Origin of the sequence: Sphingomonas sp. Leaf5 (assembly GCF_001421155.1) — a bacterium.
Lineage (GTDB): Bacteria > Pseudomonadota > Alphaproteobacteria > Sphingomonadales > Sphingomonadaceae > Sphingomonas.
Genome location: NZ_LMJZ01000023.1, coordinates 136,714 through 161,330, shown reverse-complemented (window position 1 = coordinate 161,330; position 24,617 = coordinate 136,714). Strand labels below are relative to the sequence as shown.

Annotated in this window: 13 protein-coding genes; 3 read left to right on the top strand and 10 right to left on the bottom strand. The window is 70.4% G+C overall.

Features of this window, described 5'->3' with window-relative positions:
- Window positions 1-4 precede the first annotated feature (4 nt).
- From ASE50_RS16120 to drmD, 6 genes are all read right to left on the bottom strand, one after another.
- Window positions 5-544, bottom strand: coding sequence for a type I-E CRISPR-associated protein Cse2/CasB (locus tag ASE50_RS16120; RefSeq protein ID WP_082439071.1), 540 nt, complete (start codon window positions 542-544; stop codon window positions 5-7).
- Window positions 534-2,024, bottom strand: a complete 1,491-nt coding sequence (locus ASE50_RS16115) for a hypothetical protein (RefSeq protein ID WP_056402892.1) — start codon at window positions 2,022-2,024, stop codon at window positions 534-536. The genes ASE50_RS16120 and ASE50_RS16115 overlap by 11 nt, the downstream gene beginning before the upstream one ends.
- A 215-nt stretch (window positions 2,025-2,239) precedes the next feature.
- Window positions 2,240-4,099, bottom strand: coding sequence for a DUF1998 domain-containing protein (drmB, locus tag ASE50_RS16110; RefSeq protein WP_056402890.1), 1,860 nt, complete (start codon window positions 4,097-4,099; stop codon window positions 2,240-2,242).
- Window positions 4,096-7,545 (bottom strand): DISARM system helicase DrmA, encoded by a 3,450-nt coding sequence (gene drmA, locus ASE50_RS16105; RefSeq protein WP_056402887.1) that lies wholly within the window; start codon window positions 7,543-7,545, stop codon window positions 4,096-4,098. Before drmA ends, drmB begins: the two co-directional genes overlap by 4 nt.
- Window positions 7,542-11,372, bottom strand: coding sequence for an Eco57I restriction-modification methylase domain-containing protein (locus ASE50_RS16100; RefSeq protein WP_235512398.1), 3,831 nt, complete (start codon window positions 11,370-11,372; stop codon window positions 7,542-7,544). The genes drmA and ASE50_RS16100 overlap by 4 nt, the downstream gene beginning before the upstream one ends.
- Entirely contained in the window at window positions 11,369-14,509 is a 3,141-nt protein-coding gene (drmD, locus tag ASE50_RS16095; protein WP_056402884.1) for a DISARM system SNF2-like helicase DrmD, read from the bottom strand. The genes ASE50_RS16100 and drmD overlap by 4 nt, the downstream gene beginning before the upstream one ends.
- Window positions 14,510-14,669: 160 nt before the next feature.
- On the opposite strand from drmD, the gene ASE50_RS16090 reads away from it, so the two are divergent.
- The 3 genes from ASE50_RS16090 (at window position 14,670) to ASE50_RS16080 (ending at window position 19,731) form a co-directional block, all read left to right on the top strand.
- A complete protein-coding gene (locus tag ASE50_RS16090; protein WP_056402881.1) occupies window positions 14,670-17,147 on the top strand; it encodes a CRISPR-associated helicase/endonuclease Cas3 in 2,478 nt (825 codons plus the stop codon).
- Window positions 17,148-17,227: 80 nt separating this feature from the next.
- A complete protein-coding gene (locus ASE50_RS16085) occupies window positions 17,228-18,721 on the top strand; it encodes a hypothetical protein (RefSeq protein WP_056402877.1) in 1,494 nt (497 codons plus the stop codon).
- Window positions 18,718-19,731: a serine hydrolase domain-containing protein gene (locus ASE50_RS16080; protein WP_056402875.1), complete on the top strand. Its 1,014-nt coding sequence runs from the start codon at window positions 18,718-18,720 to the stop codon at window positions 19,729-19,731. The genes ASE50_RS16085 and ASE50_RS16080 overlap by 4 nt, the downstream gene beginning before the upstream one ends.
- A 604-nt stretch (window positions 19,732-20,335) precedes the next feature.
- On the opposite strand, the gene ASE50_RS16075 is transcribed toward ASE50_RS16080, so the two are convergent.
- Genes ASE50_RS16075 through dgcN form a run of 4 tightly spaced genes read right to left on the bottom strand, consistent with a single transcriptional unit; the run spans window position 20,336 to window position 24,445 of the window.
- Window positions 20,336-21,220 carry a LysR family transcriptional regulator gene (locus ASE50_RS16075; RefSeq protein ID WP_056402872.1) on the bottom strand — a complete coding sequence of 295 codons (885 nt, stop codon included), beginning with the start codon at window positions 21,218-21,220 and terminating at the stop codon, window positions 20,336-20,338.
- On the bottom strand, window positions 21,217-22,458 hold the full coding sequence (locus tag ASE50_RS16070) for a dicarboxylate/amino acid:cation symporter (RefSeq protein ID WP_056402867.1): 1,242 nt from the start codon (window positions 22,456-22,458) through the stop codon (window positions 21,217-21,219). Before ASE50_RS16070 ends, ASE50_RS16075 begins: the two co-directional genes overlap by 4 nt.
- Window positions 22,458-23,450, bottom strand: a complete 993-nt coding sequence (gene dgcA, locus ASE50_RS16065) for an N-acetyl-D-Glu racemase DgcA (RefSeq protein ID WP_056402864.1) — start codon at window positions 23,448-23,450, stop codon at window positions 22,458-22,460. Before dgcA ends, ASE50_RS16070 begins: the two co-directional genes overlap by 1 nt.
- A complete protein-coding gene (gene dgcN, locus ASE50_RS16060) occupies window positions 23,408-24,445 on the bottom strand; it encodes an N-acetyltransferase DgcN (RefSeq protein ID WP_056402861.1) in 1,038 nt (345 codons plus the stop codon). The genes dgcA and dgcN overlap by 43 nt, the downstream gene beginning before the upstream one ends.
- Window positions 24,446-24,617: the final 172 nt, after the last annotated feature.

Here is a 24,617-nt window from a genome sequence, read left to right as displayed (position 1 = left end):
CCCCTCAGTTCGATTTGGCCTGCGCGGCGTAATAATGCCGCGCCATGCGCAGCCGGGCGCTGTCCGATTTGATCGGATCGCCACCCAGCAAGTGATACATGTCCCACAGATTCACCGGCTGGCGCTCCCGCGACAGGATGCGGACGGCGAGCGCGAGTTGATCGACCAGCGCCTCGCCACGGCTGGCAAGCAGGCGCAGCAGACGCTTTTCGGAAAAGCCTGCTTCGAACAGCGCCGCACCGACCCCACGCCATTCGTCGTGCGGATAGAGCGCGGCGGTGCCCGACAACAGTCCGGCGAAATGACCGATCAGGCGCAATCGGGTCCAGTCGCGCTCGATCCGCGATTGCGGCACGTCGGCGCGCAGCAGCATCTTGATGGCGACGGCATCGGCACCGGGCGATTTGGTCGGTCGCATGCGGCGCAAGGCGGCGCGGTCGCCGCTCGACATGCTGTGCAACTGGCGTGAGATCGACCGCATCCAGTCGTCGGGCGGTGTTGCCGTTGCCGGGGCTGCGCCCGTCGCGGCGGGGTTACTCGCCATGTTCGGCCTCCTCGACCCATTTCTTCATCTCGTAGTGGAGCAGCGATCCGGCGCGGGCGCGGGCCGGAACCCGGCGAACCTCGGTACCGGGCGCGGCTTCGGCGGCGATGGCGAAGGTGTCGGTCGCGACGTCGCGCAGCGTCATTCGCCAGGCCATGCGATGATTGTCATCGGTCGCGGTGACTTCTGCCCAGAACGGTCCGTCGAAGAAGATGCCGTCGACCGTTTCGTTGAACCGGTTCATCCAGCGTTCGATCTTCTTCTTCGCGGAATCATCGTCCAGCCGTGCCTTGTCCGGGCCACCCTGTACCAGCGAGATCAACGCGCGGCTCAGACGGCGGCTGGCCTGAAATCCTTCTTCGGCGCGCTTGCCGGCGACTTCGCCGATGCGGTCGATCGGCAGGGGGCGGCCTCCTGCGTCGCGCAATGCGCCGGGGGTGCGGACCGTGCGGCGGTGCAGTCCCTCGGTCTTGCCCTGTCCGCGCACCAGTGCGGCGGCGACGATCGCCAGCCCTTCCCGGTCGTCGGCGGGATCGGCCTTGGCCAGCCGGGGGAGGGTGATCTTCGCCTTGTCGAGCAGCGTCGCCATCTGTCGATAACCGAAGCCCGCGCCGCTGGGGGTGTGGCTGGTCGACCCGTCCGCCTTCATCGGTGCCCATGGGTCGAGCGTCGCGCCCTTCAGGTCGGATGCCGCGACGCGGGCGCATTTCGACCCGGCGGCCAGCGCCTCGATGCCCGCAGGCGTGCGCCGCAGCCGCACCCGGCGGCAGATTTCGACATAGAGTTCGTCGAGCCCGTCATAGGCCAGCGACAGGGTGCCGTCCCACGGCACGGTCCACAGCAGCAGGGTGCCGGCCCGCCGGTCGGGTCGCGCGCGGGCATCGGCGACCAGCCGCGCGACGTCGCGTCCGAAGGCCCGTGCCGCGCCGCCAAGCGGCCGGATGCCGAGGCTCATGCGCGACGCGAAGCCGCCATTCATGCGCGAGATGCCGTAATTGCCGGCACCCAGAAACCCCTCGGTCGTCTGCAACGTCACCAATGCGAACAGCCAGTCCTCATCGCTGGCACCGGCCATGCGCTCCTGTTTCAGGTCGTGATTCTTCGCGGTCACCAGCATGTCGAGCGCGTCGGGCGTGGGGATGCGGTTCTTGTACGCGGCGCGGTCGGTCGGGGCGAGCGTCGGTGGCTGGAGCAATGCCGGCTTCGACCAGTCGTCGACGACCAGTTCCCATGCTTCGGGCAGGTCGGGGGTCATGCCCATCAGCAGGTCGCGCCATGCCGCCTCTCCCGTCGGCCGCGTGTCGGTATCGGCGTGGATCAGCGCCATCGCCGCCACCTGTACCGTAAACGCATGCCAAGGCTCTCGCTGGTGCGGGCGCAGTGCCGGAAAGCTCCACGCCTGCCCGTCCGCCAGCGCCGCGAAGGCCGCGAACAGCGAACCGCGATGCACCCGGCCGTCTTCGTCCTGCCAACCGATCATGCCGCCCTCCCGCCGCCGAACATGGCCGATGGAGCCGGGCAGTCAAGCGCACGCATAGGATCGCCGCCACTTCGGTTCCATCCCTGCGCGATACCGCTGCGAAAGTCGCAACGTGCGCCCCGATCTTGCCGTACCCCCGTCTGCGCGGAGGTACGAGAAAGGGACGTTCGCGGAGGAATCCGGTAGCGGCATTGGCCTGTGGGGCGGCGACATGGTCATGCGCCGAACAACGCCGCCGCATCGGTCAGCACCGTGGGTGCAGTCAGCGCGCGGTCGAGGTAGAGGTTGCGGGCCTCGCAACTCGTTTCGGCGACCAGCAGGCAGCTGTGGCAGGCCGCACCGCTCAGCGCGCGTTCGTCGGCATGGGCGTCGGGATCGTGTTCGGCGCAGATCGGATCGCCGCTGCACAGGGCCAGCCGGTCGAGCGCGCGTTCGGCGATCGCGCCCAGACGCGGCAACACCGCGACCAGCCCGCCCAGCGTCCCCTGCGTACCGGTCGAGGCGGTGTAGAGCAGCAGGCCGAAGCGTTCGCCGTCCTCATCGACGATCGCATATAGCCGTTCCTTCAGCGCGGTCGCGGGATAGCCGCAGTCGAGGGCGATCTCGGTCATCAGAGCGTGGCTGAAACCGTGCATCGCGTAATAAGCGAGGCCGGGGAAGCGCAGCTTGTCGCCATAGGCCTGACCGCTGCGCCAGCGGTCCCATCCACTCAGCAACGCTTCCCCCCGGACCGCCACCGCCGGACGCGTCAGCCACGACCGGATCGCCTGTGGATCGAAGCGCAGAAAGATGCCTTCGCCCAGTTGCTCGACGGCGGGCAGCCATTCTAGATCGACGGCCAGTGCCGCGCCCTCGACGGCGATATAGAGTTCCTCCAGATCGCCGTCGATCGCGGTCGGCGCGGCCTCGAACCGGGTGAAGCCGTACAGGCAGGCGACCTCGCGAAGCCGGTGGACCGCGACCGCCGCAGCGATCGGTGACAGGCGCGGCCGATCACCGTCCCATTCGGCGCGGGTCAGGGTGCGGGCGAACAACCGGGCGTCGGGGGTGTCGCTGCCGATGGCGGGCAGGCCGGAGGCGAGCAGGTCGAATTCGGCGACCTTGGGTGCCTTGGCCAGGGTCTGATGGCCGGTGCTGCGCAGTTGCGCGACGCGGGCGACGATGTCGGCATCGCTCCATCCGGCCAAGGCCGCGCGCAATGCCGGGTTGGCGCGGCGGGCGATCGCCATTTCCGCTTCGGTCGTCACCCAGTCGATCGCATCCATATGCGCCTCGACCAGTCGGGTCAGTTCGTCCTCACCGGCGGGCAGCGAGATGACGGTCAGCACCTGCGGGAAATAGGCGTTGGTCGCGGTCCGGGTCAGGAAGCGCAGATTTTCGCCGCAGTCCGCGTCGTCGGTCGGCAGCCAGGGTCGGCGGCCCCGGCATTTGCCGAACCGGCCATCGGCCTGTGCATCGCGCAGCGACAGCGCCGCACCGCATCCGCACACGATCCGGGTCGAGGCGGGATCGCCCGACGTGCCGCGTTCCTCCAGCCAGAGCGGTTGGACGCAGCGCCCGGGCAGGTCGACATGCACGGCATAGGCCCAGTCGATGTCCTGCAAATGCCCCTTGTGACAGCCGGCGACGAAGCGGATCGGCGTCACCGCCAGACGGTGCCCGTCATCGTCGATCAGCTCGGCCCGGCCGCGCGGGTTCAGATCACGCCAGCGGACCAGCCGGCGGCGGCGGACGTCGCCCGCCTCCTCGGCATCGCGGGCGACGAACCATGCGGGGAAAATGCGCGCCTCAATGCCCGGTGGTTCGCCGGGGCCGGTGCGGTTTTCGTCATGCGCGGGCGGGGTGCGCAAGGTCAGCCGCACGCCATCGGCCAGTCGCCCGTTGCCGCGCAACAGTGCCTCCAGCACCGCCGCCGCGCGCGGTTCGTGGATCGGCCGCCAGCTGCCGCGTTCGCGCATATGCCACAGGTCGAGGCCGCCGATGACCACCGACCGCGTCGGCAGGTCGACCATCGCGCCGGGACCGAAGCCCAGCACCAGTTGCGACGGGCGCAGCGTCACGGGTTTGCCGGTCATGCCATGTCTCCTGCGCCGCCGACCCGTTCGCCGGTCGGTCCGCGCGGCCGGACCAGCACCGCCGGTTCGACGTCGCGCATGCTCCATCCGGCCTGGAACCGCCGGTGCGCGGGCGACAGGTTGGCGAGCACGGGGTCGAGCGGGGGGTGGAGCAGGCGTTGCGGGCGATCATCGTAGCTGAACCGTCCGCCAGCGCCGGTCTGTTCGGCGGCGATCGTGATCCAGTCGTCGAGCAGTCCCTCGATCGTCGTTGCCAGCCGATCGCGGCCGCCATCTATTTCGGCGGGGGCGCGATCGACCAGATGCGCGACCACCGCCGCACGGGTGGCAGTGGCTCCCGCCAGTGCCGCGACCGCGTCGGACGGTGTCAGCGCCGGATCGAGATGGCGGGCGATCGCCACCACCACCGCCGCCAGCGACCGGTCGAGCGCGCGCGCCGACCATGGCGTGACGCTGGTCGCCTCGACCGCGCGATAAAAGGTGTCGTGGAAATGGCCGAATTGTTCGAAATGCATGCGGTCGCGCGGGCGGTGGACGTTCAACACCGCCACGACCAGTCCGGGGCGCGCCGGATTGCGGCCGACGCGGCTGGTCGCCTGGATATATTCCGCCGCGGTCTTGGGCTGTCCCTGCACCAGCATCAACCCCAGCCGATCGATGTCGAGCCCGACCGAGATCATGTTGGTCGCCAGCGCCACATCGACCGGGTCCGGCCCGTCGAAGCCCGTCTCCAGCCGCCGTTTGGCCGCCGCGACCTGATCGGTCGACACGCGTGAGGTCAGTTCGACCGGTTCGCCCAGCAGCCGGTTGCCGAACGGCCGCTCGACCGGCTCGATCCGCCGCCGCTGCGTACCATAGCTGGCCAGCCGGTTCGCGACCTCGTCCTCGACGATCCGGCGCGCACCGCCCAGTTCGCGCAGCGCGTTGAAATAGCACAAAGCCGTGCGATAGGCATCGGCGTCGCCGCCGCCATCGGCCAGCCCCTGCGCCGCGCCGAGCAGGGTCACCAGCGCCTGCAGGAATACCAGCTTCGGCCCGCGCCCGGCGGCGGCGATGCCGACATACCAGCGCGCCGGATCGGCCGCGCTTTCGCGACAGGTGCGCGCGAAGAAACTGTCGCGGCGGTCGATGCCGGGCGGCGGAAAGATGCGCGTCTCGCCGCGGTCGAACAGCGCGCGGATCTGGTCGCCGGCGCGGCGGACGGTGGCGGTCGACGCGACGATCTTCGGCCGGACCCGTTGTCCGTCGACGCTGCGGCTGGCGAGACGGTCGATCGCGGATTCGTACAGGCCGGCGACGGTGCCGAGCGGGCCGGAAATCAGGTGCAGTTCGTCCTGCACGATCAGGTCGGGCGGATCGAGCCGATGGCCGCCGCCCAGCGCGCGCCCCTTGCCCGGTTCGGCAGCGCCGTAAAAGCCGCTGTCGTCGGCACGGTCGACATGGCCGAAGAACGCGCCGGCCGCCCCGAGCCATGGCAGCGCCGCGAATTTGTCGACGGTCGCGATCAGGAAGGCGGGCAGGCGGCGATAGATCGCTTCGTCGACCGTCACCACCGGCAGCGCGCGGTCGCCGGTGAAGGGGCAGGCCAGGTTGACGCAGCGCAGTTCGAGATTGGTCGGCGCATCGGCATGGGGCACGCAGCGAAAGCTTTGCGGGGTGAAGGCGGTGCCGCACCACGGGCAGGCCTTGATCGGGGCAGGCGCGCGGCTGTCGCGGCCGTTGGTATAGGCGCGGACGCGGCGGACGGCGGTGCCCTCGCGCTTGTCACCCTTGCGCCCCAGTCGGTTGGGGCTGGCGTCGGAGCCGACCCACAGCCCGATCTCGATCGGCCAGTCGCCGAGCAGCGGACGACCGCCGGCGTCGCGGTACCCGGCCCCGGTGCGCAGCAATTCGAGTGCGCAGACCAGCCCCGCCGCCCGTCCCAGCTGGTCTAGCGTCAACAGCCGCAGCGTATAGCGCATGATGACCGATACGCCCGCACCGAGCAGCCCGTCCCCCGACAGGCGACGCAGCGCGATGGTGAAGGCGGCAAGGCCCAGATACGCTTCGGTCTTGCCGCCGCCGGTCGGGAAGAACAGCAGGTCGGCGATCTCGCGGTCGGCATGGCGGCGGTCGGCCATGCCGGACAGGTTGAGCAGAAGGAAGGCGAGCTGAAACGGGCGCCATGCCGGCCGAACGTCGCCCGGCCGGCGGGCGCGGGTCGCGTCGGCGACGGCGCGGTTGGCGATCTCGAACGCCTGTCGCACGCGCGCATCGGTCGCCAGCAGCGCGATGCCGGCGGCGATGCGGCCACGCACTTCGTGTTGCGCGGCTATCAGCGCGGCGGCGGTGCGGGCCCGTTGCGGTGCCCCGGCGATGTCGGTGGCGGTAGCCGCGGTGTGCTGACCCTCCGTCCAGCCGGCATAGGCGGCGATCAGCGGTTGCAGCGCCGCCTGTAACGCCGCACCGTCGCCGCGTGCCAGTTCGGCGAGGCGGTCCATGCCGAACGGCACCGCATCGACCCCGGCCGCGACGGTGCGTTCCACCGAGGCCAGTGGCATATGCGTCGTGTGGACCTGGCGGACCGTGCCGTCGTCCGCTACGCTGTGCGCCGCCGCACAGCCCAGCCCGGCGGCATATGCGGCGCTGTCGCGATAATGGAGGTCGGCGAGCTGGTCGTCCCAATCGTCGCGGGCGATCCGCGACAGGTCGTGCTGCGCGACGAACCCCGCTTCGCACCGGAGCGTCAGGCGGACCTGATAGGCATAGGCAAGGTCGCGATAGCGCGACGGCGGTTCGAGCCGTTTGTTGACCAGGAACACCGTCACGACCCGGACCGCGCGCGTCGTGCCGTCGGGCAGTTTCAGCGCGAACGGCCGCGCCCGCACCGCCAGTTCCAGCGCGCCGCCGGGCCGGGCGGTGGCGGCGGTGCCGGGCAGGGGATGGTGGGCGATGCCGTGGTCGACCGGTGGTAGGGGGAGCGCGATGCCATGGCTGCGCGGCACCCGCCGCCAGCCGATCGGCTGACCATGCGGTTCGCCGCCGCTGTCGAGCATATCGGGCGGCAGCGGCGGTTCGGGAACATAATCGCCCCAGTCGACGGTCACGTCGATCGTGCGAACATCGGCATCGACCATCGTCGACAGGCCGATACTGCTCGGCAGGTAGCGACGACGCGCGGGTGGCGGATCGGGTTCGTCGTGATCGCCCGCCGCCCCGCCGGCCCCGAAACCGGCATCGTCGAACAGATAGCGGTCGATATCGTCGGGTTCGGCATCGGCGGCGATGTCCGCCGCGGCGGTCAGTTCGCCCGACGGTGCGATGAACCCCGCCAGATACCAGCGCGACGGGTTTTCGCCGGGCGGCAGCCGTTCGGCGGCAAGGTCGGCATCGTCGCGTTCGCACGGGCCGATCAGATTGCGCCGCAGCCGCCGGACCAGTTCGGCGCGCACGCCATCGGCATTCACAACAGTCGCTCCATCGCCGCGCGTTCCTCGTTCAGTCGCAACAATCGCCCCAGCACCGCGTCGCGAAACGGCGCGGGCCAGAACAGGCGGTCGTGGTATCGGTGGTCGTCCTCGCGATCGGCATCGAGCGGGACCGGAGCCGCTTCGGCGGCGAGATCGTCCCAGCCATAAGCGGCGAGGACCGCGTGATCCAATGCAGCGTGCAGGTCGCGCAGCGTCGCGATATCGGGCGCGGTGTCGGCGGCGCGGTGGAACCGGTTGTAGGTCGGCGTCATGCCTGTGCCACCCGCGACCATCATCGCCGCGCGGTGATCGTGATAGGCTTGCCCGACCGCTTCGAGCGCGGAGTCAGTGGCATGGTCCGGGGGTAGCGGAAAGGTGTCGAAGCAATCGGACGGGGTGTAGCGCAGGTCGTCCTTCATGGATGATGCGAAGAACCGCACCCAGACTTCGTGGACGCGGGATTGCAGAACCGCAAAGGATGCAAAGGAGGTCAGGGCGAACACGTCGACGGATTCGCCGAAAATCTGGTTCGCATCGACGCGGGCGATCGCCAGATGGGGGCTGACCCGGCACAGCGCCAATACCGTGGCCAGCCCCGATATCGCGGTATAGAGATCGGGCCGTTCGCGTTCGTACAGCCACCAATTCTCGCGGGTCGACCGAGTGGTGACATGGTCCCGCTCGCGCTTCACCGTGTCGCGACACAGCCGGTACAGGCGGGGATGGTCGTTCTCGACCTGTGCCTCGGTCAGGCCGGAAAAGTTCATGGCGTACCGGCTTGCGCGATGCAGGGGATGGTTGTTCAGGTCCTCACCGCCTAGCAAGGGCTTGATCCGGGCGGCGCTCTGCGGTTCGTGGGCCAGAATGGCGTGCATAGAGGCCAGCCGGTGTTCGTCGCTGGCGGGCCGATCGTCGCGAAACGCAAAGCCGTTGCCATAGAGCTTGGAACCTTCGAACGCCTGTTTTCGGTTGGCCCGCAACGACGCCGGCGATCCATCCAGATCGCCCTCCATCAGATATGCCGAAATCCGCCGCACCGGTCGTCCGTCGAGCATCGTCGGCGTTTCGTCGTGCCCGCCGCGCCGGACGAAGACCTGCGCGACGACCACCGCCGCCTCACCCTCCCAGACGTGGTGGCTGACCGCGCGGTAGATGACGCCGCCGTCGTGCAGGATCCGGGTCAGGCCGGTCTCGCGCGTATCGCCCTGCCGGATGGTGTTGGTCGCGATCAGCCCGAAGCTGCCGCCGGTGCGCAGCAGCCCGAATGCCCGGCGGAAGAAATGCGCCGACAGGTCGGCATTGCCATGCGCCCCGGCGTGAAGCGTCTTGAGCCAGTCGGGATAGGCGGCGGCATGGCCGGCGGCGATGGTGTTCTTGCCGGCGAAGGGCGGATTGCCGATGATCGCGTCGAACCCCGGATCGGGGCGGGCGAACACATCCTCGAACGCCAGTTCCCAATGGAAGCTGGTGATGCCGATCGGCGGCGCGCGCAACGCCGCCTGCCATTCGACGAGTTGCGCCCAGCTCGCGGCGCCTGGGGCCAGCACGCATTGCTGCACCTCGGCCAGCCGCGCATCGCGGTCGCGCGCGCCGGTTCCGGTGAAGAACGACCACAGGACCGCATCGGCGACCAGCTGCGCGCGTTCGAGCGCGATGGTCGCGGCGAGATGGCGGCGTTCCTGCGCGGCATAGGGCGCGATTTCCGCCTCGCTGCGCATCAGGCGGCGCAGTTCGGCCGCGGCATCGATCCCGTCGCGCACGATCGCCTCGACGAAGCTGTGCTGTCCCGACACCTTGTTCCACGTCACCGCAACGATCTTGGGATTGGGCAGGCCGACCAGACTGTCGCCGGCGCGCAGCACCGCGTCGAGGAAAGTGAATTCATGCGCGCTCGCCAGCGTTTCCAGCCACAGCGACAGCTTGGCGAGGTCGATCGCCAGCGGGTTGCGATCGACGCCGCGCAGGCAGTGTTGCGCGACCAGCCGTTTGGCGTGGAGCAGTTCGTCCTCGTCGGTCGGGATGGTCGGGCGCTGCGCCGGCCAGCGGCTCCATGCCGCGACCAGCCGTTCGCCCAGTTGCCGGCACGCCTCGACCAGGAACGCACCCGATCCGGCGGCGGGATCGCAGACCTTCAGGTCGAGGATGTCGGCCGGGCCGGCATCAGGTCCGATCCGCGCGAAGGCGGGGGCGAGCGCATGGGCGACGATCGGGCGGGTCAGCGCGGCGGGGGTATAATGGCTGCCGGTGCGGCGGCGTTCGTCGGTCGGTTGCAGGATCGGCGTCCCCGCCACGACCGGCTGCCCGCGCGGGCAGGCGCGGCGGTCGACGACGGGCGAAAGGGCGGTGGCGAGGGTGTCGACATCGCCGGCCGATCGGATCGCGCGGGTGACGGGGGGCGCGAAACTCCCGCGTCCGGTCAGGGTCTTCAGCCGCTTTTCGCGCTCGCCTGCGGGTACGCCCGCCAATGCATCGAGATCGACCCATACCGGCACGCGGTTGCCCTTGCCCGCGCTGATCGCCAGCGCCGTGCCGCCCGCGCGCTCGACGGTGAAGCCCATCACCGTTTCATATACCGACCCGATCTGTTCGACGCTGAGCGAGCGATAGGCGACACGCTCCCCGCCCAGCATCAGCAGTCCGTCGAGCACGCGCAGCACGCAGCCGTCGCCGACCGGCAGCACCGTCTCCGGATCGTCCGGCGCGCTGCGGCCGAGCAGGAAGGGAAAAGCGGCTTCGCTGAACAGCTTGCCGCCGCGCGCCTGCATGAATCCCGACGGATGGCCGCGATCGACCAGCCGGAACAGCGCGATCAGCCGCCCCCATGCACCGCGCCGGTCGTCGATCGTATCGGGATACTGGGCGGCACCCTCGCGTAGCTGCAGGTGCAGCGCGCCCAGCGCATAGCCCTGTTCATACAGCGCCGCCGCCGCGCCGCCGGGGGCGGACGGCATCAGCGCGCGGTCCTCGGCATAGAGGATGAATATCAGCCGCAGCAGCACCGTCAGCAACGCTTCGTAGAGATGCTGCGGTCGCTCTCCGGCCAGCGCGCGGACCCGCTCCGGCGCGGCGGCGTCGAGACCGCGCAGCAGTTCGTGGAGGCTGGCCAGCACCTGCCCGGCGAGCCGTGCCGACACATCGGCCTGTGCGGCGCGGCTTTCGGCGAGGAGTGCGGGCAGGCGGTGCAAGGGCGGCCCGGTGAACAGCGCATGGGCGTCGAGCAACAGTTTCAGCCCGGCGAGCATCGCCCGGCCGCCAACGCTCGACAATGCATCGAGCGGCCAGCTCATATGCCCCGACACCTCGCCGCGCGGCGCGACCACCAGCCGCAGGACGCGTTCGGTAGGTGCATCGTGCCGCCCGGTCTCGCGCAGGCCGATCAGTACCCCGGCAAGGATGCCGGTTTCGCGCAGCAGCCGTTCGAAGCGTTGCTGCGCGGTGGCCTCCCATCCGTCGAGCGTGGCGCGCCGGTCGAGGATCACGTCCTCGATCCGCACCGGCAATTGGGGTGCGCCGTCGTTCGTCAGCACGACGCCATGCGGTTCGAGCAGCGTGTCCTGTTCGGGAAAGGCGATGCGCAGCGTGTCGGGGATGGCCGGTCCGCCGGGCGCGCCCGCCACCCGGTCGGCGGGCCAGCCGAGGATGTCGTGGAACAGGCGCCACGGATCGGCGTCCGCCAGCGCCTGAGCCACCGCCACGGAATCGCGGGCGTGCTGCGGTGCCGGCCATGCGCCGATCCGGGCAAGCGCGGCGGGGGCGACGACCAGCCCGACCGGCTGGAGATAGCCGATCCAGTCGTGCAGTCCGTGGGCATCGGCCCGGCTCATGCGGCGGGCCACAGATAGACGAGGCCGATCGGTTCGACCCGGGTGGCATGGATCGTCGCGGCACCGCGCAGTCGTTCGGGCTCACGCACGCGCTCCTCGGCGAGCCGGGCGGTGGCGCGTTCCCACGACCGGCGATCGGCGGCGCGCTGCCGTGCCTCGGCCGGGTCGAGCAGCAACGTCAGCTGCGCGTCGTCGCTGCCGCGTTCGCGCCCGATGCGGGCGAGCCGCGCGTCGAGCAGCGTTTCCAGCCCGCGCGCCTCCGCCGCCGCGCGCCGGGCGAGTTCGGTGGCGACCCGCTCGCGACGCGCCTCCGCCCGCGCCAGCAGCGCCGGACGCAGCTCGGCGATGTCGCGGGCCGACCGTGCGGTCGCGTGGGTCGCGATGGCGGGGTCGGCGTCCTCGGCGGTCTTCAGCGCGGCGATCAGGTCGTCGAGGACCCGGCCCTCCGCCTCGCGGCCCTCGGCGAGGATCCGCAACGGGCCGTCGTCACGCCACTCGGCGGCGACGCTCAGGACTTCCTCGTGCAGTCGCGCGGCCTTTTCCCCGTACAGCGCCAGCCGTCCGATCAGGATCACGCGGGGCGACGATGCGGCCGGCGTGCGGATCACGCAGGCGCGCTCCAGCCCCTGCCGGAACCCCGCCGACAGGAACTGGCCGAGCAGACGGCGGACGAGGCGGTGTTCGAGATGCAGTTGCACGACGTCGCCGGCATCGCGACCGTCGGGCAGGATCGCCGGCGCGAAGCTCACCCGCCGGACGGCGGCATCGGCGCGCCAGTCGCCGGGGCGTTCGCCGGGCCGGGGCGGGCGGGCGCGCAATTCATCGAGCAGCGGTGCCCAGCTGGCATCCTGCGCCATCCGCGCCGCGTCGAGCGCGAACACCGGCGTCGTGCCGATCGCCGCCGGGCAGTGCCAGCCGCCGCCCGACCGTGCCAGCGCCAGCCCGACCACCGACTGCAATTCGTCCGGATCGACGCCGACCCGCTCGCGCGCTTTGTCCAGAGCGGCGGCAAGGTCCGCCTGTTCGCGCCGCAGCCGCGCCAGCCGCGCATCGGCTCCGTCGTCCAGATCACGCACCGCAGCCCGCACGCGGTCGTCGGCCTCCGCACCGCGGATGCGCCCGGCCAGCGCCGCCGCCGCCGCGCGGTCGATGCCGCCGCTTGCCAGCCGGTCGGCGATCCGGTCGCCCAGCACCTGTCCGGCCGAACCCAGCTGCCGCCGGATCAATTCGGTCTTGCGTACCAGTGCGTCGAGCACGACGTCCTCGGGCCGCTGTGCATAGACGAAATAGCGGCAGGTGACGGTGTCGCTTGGTTGCAGCTTGCGGTCGATCCGCCCGTTGCGCTGTTCCAGCCGCGACGGGTTCCATGGCAGGTCGACATGGATCAGGTCGTGGCACTGCGTCTGCAGGTTGATGCCCTCACGCGCGGCGTCGGTGCAGATCAGGATGCGCAGCGGATCGTCGGGATCGTTGAAGGCGCGCTTCACCGCCTCGCGCCGTTCGGTCGAGGTGACGCCGGTAAAGCTGTCGATCCGCCGCGCCTCGTGCGCGTCGCTCGCGTCGAGCAGCACCGCCAATTGCCGCTGCAACCAGCGGCGCGTATCCTCATATTCGGTGAACAGGATCAGCCGCCGGTCGCGCCACCGCCCGTCGTCGTCGAGCAGGTGGGACCGCGCCCAGTCGAGGATCCACCGCACCCGCGCATCGGGTCCGCCGCGCGCCGCGTCGGCGATGGCCAGCATTGCCAGCGCATGGTCGCGTTCGGCGGCGAGCGGGCCGGCCTCCACCGCGATCGCCGCCTCGCGCTCGGCCAGCAGGTCGAGTGCGGCGGCTTCGTCCTCGGCGCGGTCGGGCGCGTCGACCGCCTCGACCATCGCTCGGTCGAGCCCGTCGAGATGCACCCGCAACGTGCGCGCAAAGGCCGGGATGGAGGACAGCAAGCGCTGCTGCAACCCGACGAAGCCCAGCCGCGCCCGCGCAGCCTGTACGCCGGGCAGCGTCGCAATCCGCGCCTCGCGCAAGGCGCGATATTCGGCCAGCATTGCCGCCAGCACCAGTTCGGGCGCATCGGCGGGCAGGTCGCGCAAGCCGACCGGTTCGACCACCCGCTGCGGAAACGCCTCTCCCAGCGCGCGCAGGTCGCTTTTCAGCCGGCGCACCATCACCGGTTCGAGATCGGCGGGCCGCACCGGCACCCCGCGGGTGAAACGCTGCGGATCGAGCAGTTCGAGCAGCGTCGCGAAACTGTTGGGATGGCCGTTATGCGGCGTCGCCGACAGGAACAGCCGGTGTTCGAACCGGTCGGACAGGTCGCGCAACGACCGGGTGAACTGGCTTTCGATCGCATAGCGTCCGCCGCCCGCCGGTGCCGCATGATGCGCTTCGTCGAGGATCAGCAGCGAGCGCGCGCGAAACCCGCCGAGCAGGTCGCGCAGCCCGGCGACATAGGCTTCCTCCCCCAGCAACCGGTGCGACAGGATGAACCGCGACCCCGCCGCCCACGGGTTGGCACCGTAGCCGCGCCGCCGCCGCAGCGCCTCCAGATGCGCAGCGTCGACGATCTCGAACGCCAGCCCGAATTTGGTCTGCAACTCGTCGCGCCATTGCAGCGTCATCGCCGCCGGCGCCAGCACCACCGTATAGTCGACCCGCCGCCGCAGCAGCATCTCGCGCAGCACCAGCCCGGCCTCGACCGTCTTGCCGAGGCCGACATCGTCGGCGATCAGCAGGTTCACGCGCGGCAGGCGCAGCGCCTTGCGCAACGGCAGCAACTGATAGGGATCGAGGCGGATGCCGGCGCGGAACGGGGCCTGGAACAGGTCGCGCTCGGCAGCGGTCGCGGTGCGCCAGCGAACCGTGCGAAGATAGGCGGAAAAGCTCGCCGCATCGCCGCCGCCGCGGGCCAGCGCGTCCCATGCCTCTTCATCGTGCAGCCGTGCATCGACCTCGGCGCTCCACAGGATGCGTGCTTCCTCGCCGCTGGCATCGTCGTCGATACAGGCGAGCAGATGGCCGTCGAGCGGCCCGTCGGGTTCGGCCTCGACCATCCATAGCCGCCCGCGCAGCGACACGAACTGGCCGACCCCCGGCGGTCCGGCGCGCGCAGGGGCGCGGCCGGTGGATTGCGTGTCGGCCATGCCAAGCGCCCCCTTTCCTGCACGCGACAGTGCGGGGCGGCGGACGCGCTGCCAACGAAGGTTGCATCCGCTTTGCTGGCGACTTTCCTCCGTTTCGGATCATTTGGGTGCGGGCTGTCGAACGGATAGGGTGCAGTATGGGCGGGGACGGGGAGCGGCGATGGTCTGGGCGAAGCTGAAAAAGAATGCCGACGGCCGGGTGGCCGCCGCGCTGCCGCTGGTCGATCATTGCCTCGACGTCGGAGCGGCGATGGCGGCGGTGTTGCCGGGCTGGACCCGGCCGCTCGAAGCGGCGGCGGGGCGGGCGCTGACGGGGCAGGACATGGCGCGGCTCATCGCGCTCGCGGCGTTGCACGATCTCGGCAAGGCCAATCGCGGGTTTCAGGCGCGGATCGACCCGAAGGCGAACCAGAAGATCGGCCATGCCGGCCCAGTTGCAGCCCTGCTGTGCCATTCGAAATTGCGGGCGGGGGAGGCGGCGCAGGCGATCGGTGCGATGCTCGACGCCTGGGGTGCCGCCGAACATTTCGCGGCGGTGATGGCGCATCATGGCAGGCCGGTCGATGCGTTCCGCTTTCCGCCCGATACCAGTGAATGGATGAAGTTCGCCGGATGCTGGATGCCGGAACATGGTCGCGATCCCGCCGCCGATGTCCTGCCGGTCCTTGCTGCCGTCCGCGCGCGCTGGCCGCTGGCATGGGAGGCCGGCGAGCCGCTGCCGCAGGCACCGCGCTTCGTCGCGCTGTTCGCCGGCCTGGTGACGCTGGCCGACTGGATCGGGTCCGACAGCGACCGCTTTCCGATCGAGGAACCCTATGGCACCGATCGGGTCGCGGTGCGGGACGTGGCCGCGGCGGCAGCGGCGCAGGCGCGCGGGTTGTTGCCGTCGGCCACGCCGCCCGGTGATTTCCGGGCGGCGTTCGGCAAGGACCCTTTCGCGTTTCAGGCGCAGGCCGCCGCCGACGACCTTGGCCCCGTCGCGCTGATCGAGGCGGAGACCGGATCGGGCAAGACCGAGGCGGCGTTGTGGCGCTGGATCGAACTGCGGCGACGGGGCGAGGTCGACGGACTGTTCTTCGCACTGCCCACGCGGTCGGCGGCGGTGCAGTTGCACCGGCGCGTCGACACCATTCTGAAATCGCTATGGGGTGCCGACGCGCCGGAAGCGGTACTCGCCGTGCCGGGCTATCTGCAGTCGGGCGATGCCACCGGGCAGGCGCTGCCCGATTATGCCGTCCGCTGGGACGATGGCGAAGCAGGCGGCAAGCCCGATGCGCGCTGGGCGGCGGAGCGGACCAACCGGTTCCTCGCCGCGCGGGTGGCGGTGGGGACGATCGATCAGGCGCTGCTCGCTACGCTGCCCGTGCGCCACGCGCTGTTCCGGGCATCGGTGCTGGCGCGCAGCCTGTTGGTCGTCGATGAGGTCCATGCCTCCGACGCGTATATGGCCGGGCTGCTCGACCGGTTGCTGACCCATCATGTCGCGGTGGGCGGTCATGCGCTGCTGCTGTCGGCGACGCTCGGCGCGCGGGCGCGGGCGCAGTTGCTGCGGCAGCCGATCGTGTCGCAGGATCAGGCGGTGGCGGTCCCCTATCCGGCGCTGTCGGGTCGCGATGCCGTTCGCGCCGTGGCCGGGGCGGGGCGCGAGAAGCGGGTGCGGATCGAGACGGCCGGCGAGATCGACGACCCGGTCGCCATCGCCGAACGCGCGGTGGCGGCAGCCTGCGCCGGCGCGGCGGTGCTGGTGGTGCGCAACAGTGTCGGCGGCGCGATCGCGGTGGCGCAGGCGGTGGCGGCGCGCGCGCCCGAATTGGCGTTCCGGGTCGGCGACGTCGCGACGCTGCACCATGGCCGGTTCGCGCCCGACGACCGGCGGCTGCTCGACGCGGCGGTGGAGAGCGCGTTCGGCAAGACGCGCGGTGCGGGCGGGCGGGTGCTGGTCGGCACGCAGACGCTCGAACAGTCGCTCGACATCGATGCCGATCTGCTCATCACCGATCTGGCCCCGATCGACGTGCTGCTCCAGCGGATCGGACGGCTGCATCGGCACGCGCGCGAGCGCGGTGCCTTTGCCGAGGCGCGCGCCATCGTGTTGCGTCCCGCCGGGCGCGACCTGACGCCGTTGCTGACGCGCAAGGGCGGGTTCCATGGCCTTGGCGGGCATGTCTATCCCAACCTCGCCCAGCTCGAAGCGACGCTGCGCCGGATCGAGGAGACGCCCGACATCGTCATCCCGCGCGACAACCGCCGGCTGGTCGAGGGGGCGTTGCATCCCGACGCGCTGGCCGAGGTCGTGCGCGATCAGGGCGCGGCATGGCAGAACCATGCCGCCATGCGATCGGGCGGGGTGTCGGCCGATGGACAGACCGCCGCGCAGGTCGCGCTCGACCTGTCGCAGCGTTTCAGCGAACTCGACTGGCGCGATGCGGAGAAGGCGGTGACCCGGCTGGGCGGGCGCGACCTGTTGATCGACCTCGACCCGCCGCTGCCCGGGCCGTTCGGCAACCCGATCGACCGCCTCCGGGTGCCGCACTGGATGGCGGGCAATGCGACGACGGTCGACGATGACGGCGGTGGCGACTTCCGGCTCGGCGACCGCCTGTTGCGCTACGACCAATGGGGGCTGCGACACCGGTGAGGCGACAGCGCCGGTCATGGCGCGGTTGACGTGTCGGCGCGATCGTCGGAGGTTCGCGCTTTGTCACGACCGGAGCCGCCATGACCGCATCCGCCGCCGCCGCGGTCCCCTCCCTTCCGACGCTGCCGGGACGGCGGGCGATGCTGGTGTACGGGCTGCTGGGCTTTGCCGCCGGGCTGCCCTTCTACATGTTCTCGACGGTGCTGGTGCTGCGGTTGCAAGCGCATGGCGTGGCGCTGACCGTGCTGGGTTTTTTTGCGTGGGTGCAGTTGCTGCCGACGCTGAAGTTCGTGTGGGCGCCGCTGCTCGACCGCTATGACGTGCCGGGGTTCGCGCGCTTCTGGGGCAAACGGCGCGGGTGGATCATGCTGGCGCAGCTGGGCATCGTCACCGCGATGGCGGCGATGGCGTGGACGTCGGACGATGCGTCGCTGCCGCTGACCGCGTTGTTCGCGGTGCTGCTCGCCTTCTGGACCACGACGCTGGAGGTGGCGGCGGATGCGTGGCGGATCGAGCTGTTCCCGACGCAGGACCAGCAGGGGCCGATCGTCGCCGCGAACCTGTGGGGATATCGCAGCGCGATGGTCGCGGCGGGCAGCGGGGCGCTGTTGCTGGCCGACCATGGCGGCTGGGCGCTGGCCTATCTGGCGATCGCGGTGGCGGCGTTCCTGCCGTTTCCGATGCTGGTGGCGATGCGGCCCGATGCGGCGCGGGGCGGCGGGCGGATGGTGGCGCTGGCGACCGGGGTGCTGGGCGGGGCGGTGATTCTGGGCGTGGTCGCGGCGGTGACGGCGACGGTCGGCTATGCCCTGTTGCAGACGGCGGCATCGATCGGGATCGATGCCACGAGCAACGTGACGCCATGGGTGCTGGGGCTGTGCATGGTGCCGTTCCTTGCCATGGCGGCGGCGGTGCCGTGGATACGGACGCTACCGGCCACGCACCGGGCGCGGACCTCGACCGCGATCGGGCCGTATGTCGATTTCTTCTGGCGGTACCAGACGGCGGCGATCGTGCTGATGGCGTTCGTGTCGCTGTACCGGATGGGCGACGTGCTGGCGCTGAATCTGTCCAAACCGATGATCAAGGGGCTGGGCTATTCGCTCAGCCAGATCGGGCGGGCCGATGGCGTGGTCGCGCTGGTCGCGAGCATGGTCGGGGTGGGCTTGGGCGGCTGGATGGTGACGCGGCGGCCGATGGCATGGGCGCTGGCGGTCGGGGCGGTGGTGGCGGCGATCGGCAATTTCGGCTTCGTCTGGCTGGCGCACCAACAGGTCAGCGAGGCGATGCTGTATGTCGCGACCGGGCTGGACCAGTTCGGCAACGGGTTCGCGGGGGCGGTGTTCGTCGTCTACCTCTCGCTGCTCGTGAACCCGCGCTATCCGGGGGCGCAATATGCGTTCCTGACCGGGTTCGCGTTCCTGTTGCCGCGGATGCTGGCGGGCGCTGGCGGGTCGATGGTCGGGGTGATCGGCTATGACGGGTTCTTCCTGTTGTCGGGCGCGCTCAGTCTGGCGGCGATCCCGATCCTGCCGGCGCTGACCCGCATCCGTGCGAGGAAGGACGACGCATGATCGACCGCGCCTTTGCCCTCGCCGCCGCCCATGTCGCCGACGGGCGGATACCGGGCGCCACGCTCGGCATCGTCTCCGCCGACGGTACGCGGTCGGTGCGGGTCGCCGGGCTGGCGCAGCGCGTGCCGGTCGAGGAGCCGCTGACCCGCGACCACTGGTTCGACCTCGCCTCGGTCAGCAAGGTGATCGCGACCACCCGCTTCGTGCTGCAACTGGCGGAAGACGGGCGGATCGATCTCGACCAGCCGCTGACCGATGCGATCCCCGATCTGCGGCAATATGACGTTGCGGGCGCGGCGGAGCGGCGGCTGACGTTCCGCGACTGTCTGCTCCATCGTACCTTCCTGCCGGCGGTCGAGCCGATCTATACGTATGGCGACGATCCCGCCCGGTTGCGCGCGTTCGTGTTGCAGCGGGCGTGGCGGCAGGGACCACCGGTCTATTCGGACATCAACTTCATCCTGTTGGGGCTGGCCATCGAACGGATCATCGGTGCCGGGCTGGACGCGCTGCCGCTCGGGTCGGGCCTTAGCTGGGGTCCGCCGCCCGGACCGGCGGTCGCGACCGAGCATTGCTCGTGGCGCGGGCGGGTGCTGGTCGGCGAGGTGCATGACGAGAACTGCTCGTCGATGGGCGGGCGGACCGGTCATGCCGGGCTGTTCGGGACGGTCGATGGCGTGCTCGATTTCGCGCTCGGGCTGCTCGACGGTAGCGGGGCGTCGGCGGCGATGCTCGATGCGATTCGGACGCCGGTCGAGGGGCATCGGACCGCGGGCTGGGAAATCCGCTTTCCCGGATGGTCGGGTGGGCAGGCGTGTTCGGCGGGGACGATCGGGCATACCGGCTTTACCGGGACCGGGCTGTGGGTCGATTTCGAGCGCGGGCTGGCGTGGACGCTGCTGACCAACCGGGTGCATCCGACGCGGCATGTCGACAGCGGTATCTTCGAACTGCGGCCGGCGACGGGGGATGCGGTGGTGGCGGGGTTCGACGCGGAGGGTGGTCTGTAGTTTTGTGTTTGGGATCAGGTGGTTGGGTGGTTCTGCGCGTTTCAAAGGTCACAAAGGTCACACTTGCCGCGTTTTGGTGTGACGTTTCGGGTTGGGGGTGCGGAAGGGCGGGGATGGCGATGGGAAAGAGCCTCGCGACGGTAGCGGGGTGGGGTGCTGTAGGAAAGTGGATGGCCACTCCGGACTCGATCGACGACCCTGTGAAAGTCGCGCGATCAGCCCAAATCCGCCGTACCCCCGCGCAGGCGGGGGGCCAGAGCCAAGCAGAACAACGGCTTGCGCCTGTGGACGATCGACATTCAGCGATAACCACGGAATTTCGTCATTCCCGCGCAGGCGGGAATCCATAGACGCCGACGGTTTGGCTGGATCCGCGACGCTGGCGTCTATGGACTCCCGCCTGCGCGGGAGTGACGAACGGGGATCGAAAGCCATTCCTGCGCCCAGCGAACTGAACGTCGATCCCGCCTGCGACCCTGGACCCCCGCCTGCGCGGGGGTACGGCAGCTCTTCAGGACGGCGTCATAGGTTCGTGGCGGGTGGGATCACCCTCACCCCTCCGCGGCTTCGCCGCTCCCTCCCTCTCCCGTCGGAAGAGGGAAATTTACGGCCCCTCGATCACTTCCCGCAACACGTCCAGAAATTCGCTGGCCAGCGCGCTGGGCGGGCGGTCGAGCAGGTGCATGGCGTGGAGGTCGAAGGTCAGCGAGGGCTTCAACGGCCGCATCGCGAGACCGTCGGAAAGGGACGCTTCGGCAGTGAAATTGTCGACGACGCTCAACCCCACGCCGGCCCGGACCAGCGCGGCGGCGATGTAGAAGGTGCGGGCCGACGCGATGTCGTGCAGTTCCAGCCCCAGCCGGTCGAGTTCCTGCGCGAACAGCTGGCCGATCGGGCCGCTGGCGGCCAGCGTGATGAACGGCCGCCCGACCAATTGCGGCAGTTCGATGCGCGGCGGGGCGTCGGGCAGGTCGGCTTCGCGGTACAACGCGACGAGCTCGCCTTCGCCGAGCCATATCTTGCCCAGCGGTGCGCCGCGCGGGACTTCGGCGGCGATGGCGATATCGGTTTCGCGTTCGTAGAGTTTGCGCAGCAGGTCGTCGTGATGGACGGTCTGCAGGTCGAAGCGGACGTCGGGACGCTTGGCCATGAACCGCGCGACGGCGGTCGGCAGCGCGCCGAGCGCGAGGCTGGGCAGCGCCGAGATGCGCAGCGTCGCGCCGCCGCCGGTGCGCAGGTTGCGGCCGGCTTCGCGCAACGCCCGCACCCGTTCCTGAATATCGGCGACGTCGCCGAACAGGGCGTGGGCGTCTTCGGTCGGGACCAGCCGGCTGTTGGTCCGCTGAAACAGTTCGAAGCCGAGCAGCGTCTCGGCATGGCGCAGCGTCTTCGACACGGAAGGCTGCGAGATATTGAGCGCGCGGGCCGCCGCGCTGACCGATCCGTTGACGTAGACGGCGTGGAAGATTTCGATGTGGCGCAGGTTCATGGGGCTGCCTGCCCGCGATAGCGCGCCTCGTCCAGCCCGTCTTCGGCACGCGCCACCAGCGTCGCGACGGTCAGGTTGGCGCTGGCCGAGGGGACCGTCCGCGTCATGTCGAGCAGCCGGTCGAACGGCAGTACCAGCCCGACGATCAATGCGGTCTGTTCCGCGCCGACCCCGACCGCGCCGAGCATCGCCGCCAGCATGAACAGCGAGGCGGACGGCACCGGCGCGGTCCCGAACGCGGCGAGCGCGCCGGTCAGCAGCATGACGCCCAGCATCCATGCGTCGGGAACGATGCCCAGCGCCTGCAACGCGAACTGGCCGAGCAGTCCGACATACATCGCCGTCCCGTCCTTGCCGATGCTGGCCCCCAGCGGCAGGACGGTCGAGGCGATCGGGCGGGCGATGCCGAGATTGTCCTGCGCCACGCGCAGCGCGACCGGGAGCGTGGCCGACGAAGAGGCGGTCGAGAAGGCGACGACCAGCGCATCGACGATCCCGCGAAAGAACCGCACCACCGGCAACCGCGCGACGAAGCGGAGTAGCGCGGCATGGACCACCAGCATTTGCGTGCATGAGGCGAGGATCACGCACAGCGCCAGCCAGCCGACATGGACGAACACCGCCATGCCGTTGGCCGCGACCGCATTGGCGATCAGCGCGAGCACGCCGAACGGCGTCACCTCCATGACGATGCGGACGAGGTGGAGCAGGACGGCGGCGAGGCCCTGCAACAGCGCCACGACCGGCTTGCCCGCTTCGCCCGACACGATGCTGGCGATGCCGAGCAGGACGGCGACGAAGATGATGGCGAGCATGTCGCCCTTTGCCAGCGCATCGACGATGTTGACCGGCACGATGCCGAGCAGCTGGTCGGCGGGGGTCACCGGCGGTCCCAGGACGTGCGGCGCGACCCCGGCCAGCACGATGCCGTCGCCCGGTTGCAGCAACAGGCCGAACCCCATGCCGATCGACACCGCGAGCAGGGTGGTGACGGCGAACAGGGCGACCGTTCGCCCGCCGATCCCGCCCAGTCGGCGCGGATCGCCGAGCGAGGCGATGCCGGCGGCGATGGTGATGAGCACCACCGGCACGACCAGCATCTTGATGAGGCGGACGAACAGGTCGCCGATGATCTTGATCGCCGCCGCACCCGCCGGCCACAGCAATCCGATCGCGATGCCGAGCAGGAGCGCGCCGACGACGCGCTTCCACAACGGAATCGCGAACCAGCCGCGCATCAGGCGGGGTTGCCCCAGAAACCGGGGGCGGGCGGCGACAACATGCCGTTACGATCGGTGACGCCGCCGGGACGGTCTTCGCTGAGCCAGAGCGGCCCGTCGAGATCGACGAAGGCGGCCTGTGCCCCGAGCAGCATCGCGGGGGCGATCCCCAGCGACGAACAGACCATGCACCCGACCATCAACCCGAACCCCTTTGCGCGTGCCGCGTTCGCCAGCGCCAGTGCTTCGGTCAAGCCGCCGGTCTTGTCGAGCTTGATGTTGACCACGGCGTAGCGGCCGGCGAGTGCGTCGAGATCGGCGGCGGTGTGGAGGGCTTCGTCGGCGCAGACGGGCACCGGGCTGTCGAACCCGGCCAGCGCGGCGTCGCCGCCGGCGGGGAGCGGCTGTTCGAGCAGGTCGATGCGCCATTCGGTGAGACGCGGTTTCAGTGCTTCCAGCGTGTCGATCGTCCAGCTTTCATTGGGGTCGACGATCAGCCGGGGGGCGGGCGCGGCGGCGCGGACGGCGGCGATCTGTGCGGCGGGGTCGGTGCGGTCGACCTTGATCTTCAGAAGTGGGACCTGCGCGACCTTTGCCGCCGCGCGGGCCATCGCGTCGGGATGGTCGAGGCCGATGGTGATCGCCGACGGCAGGGCGACCGCCTCGGCGATCCCGGCCAGCGCGGCGACGCTGGTCCCGGCGAGGCGCGCTTCGAGGTCCCACAACGCGCAATCGACCGCATTGCGCGCCGCGCCGGCGGGGAGCAGCGCGGCGAGGTCGGCGCGGGTCGCTCCGGCGGCGATGTGCGGTCCGATCGCGCGGATCGCCGCGAGGGTGTCGTCGACGCCCTCGCCATAGCGGGCATAGGGCACCGCCTCGCCGCGCCCCCGCGTCTGCCCCTGCGCGATCGTCACCGTGACGACGTCGGACGCCGTCTTGACGCCGCGCGAGATGCGGAACGGGGTGCTCAGGCCGAAACGGTCATGGGCGACGTCGAGATGTCGAAGCATGTCTGCATCCAGTCGATGATCGGGTCCGCGCCGAAGCGATAGGGGTCGGTGCACGGCCGGCCGAGCGCCGCGCCGGTTTCGGCGCACAGCGCGCGCGCTTCGTCCTCGCCGAGCTTCGCGGTGTTGAGTGCGATGCCGACCGCCTGCACGTCGGGACTGGTCAGCCGCGCGACCGACAGGTTGGCGGCGAGGCAGGTGGCGAGGTCGGGCAGGGCGTAATGCGGCAGGCCGCGCATATGGTCGCGGGACGGATCGTGGCATAGCACCAGCGCGCGCGGCTGCGCGCCGTGGAGCAGCCCGGTCGACACCCCGGCGAAGGACGGGTGGAACAGCGATCCCTGCCCTTCGATCAGGTCCCAGCCGTCATCGTCCCGCGCCGGGGTGATCGTCTCGATCGCGCCCGAGATGAAGTCGGCGACCACCGCATCGACCGGCACGCCGGAGCCGGCGATCAGGATGCCGGTCTGCCCGGTGGCGCGGAAATCGGCCTTGATCCCGCGCGCGACCATTGCCGCGTGGAGCGCGAGCGTGGTGTACATTTTGCCGACCGAACAATCGGTGCCGACGGTCAGCAGCCGGTTGCCCGCGCGGCGTTTGCCATTGCCGACGGGCAGGTTCGCTGGCGGATCGCGCACGTCGAACAGCTGCACGCCGGCTTGCCTTGCCGCCGCCACGATCTCGGCCACGTCGCGCAGCCGCTGGTGGAGGCCGGAGGCGATGTTCATGCCGACCGCGATCGCTGCCAGCGCGTCCTCGACCAGCGCGTCACCCATCGTGCCCCCGGCATTGGCGATGCCGAGGATCAGGGTGTTGGCCCCGGCCGCGCGTCCCTCCGCCGCATCCATCCGCGGCAGGCCGAGGGTGAGCGGGCAGTCGTCGTGCCGCCATTCGCCGACGCAATCGTCCGGCAGGAATGCGGCAACCCCCCGCGACGTCTTGATGCCGACCGCGTCGTCGGAATGGCCGAGATAGAGGAGAAAGGGTCCGGGGATCATCGCGCACCTGCTGCCTGGTCGGAACGATGGGATAGGGCCGGGGCGGGGGCAGCGTCATATCGTGCTGACGGGCCGACCTATAGATGGGGGTTATGTGGGGTTGCCTCTCCCCTCCCTGACAAGGGAGGGGTCGGGGGTGGGTTGGCCCGTTCAGGCCGGGACGGGTGCATCC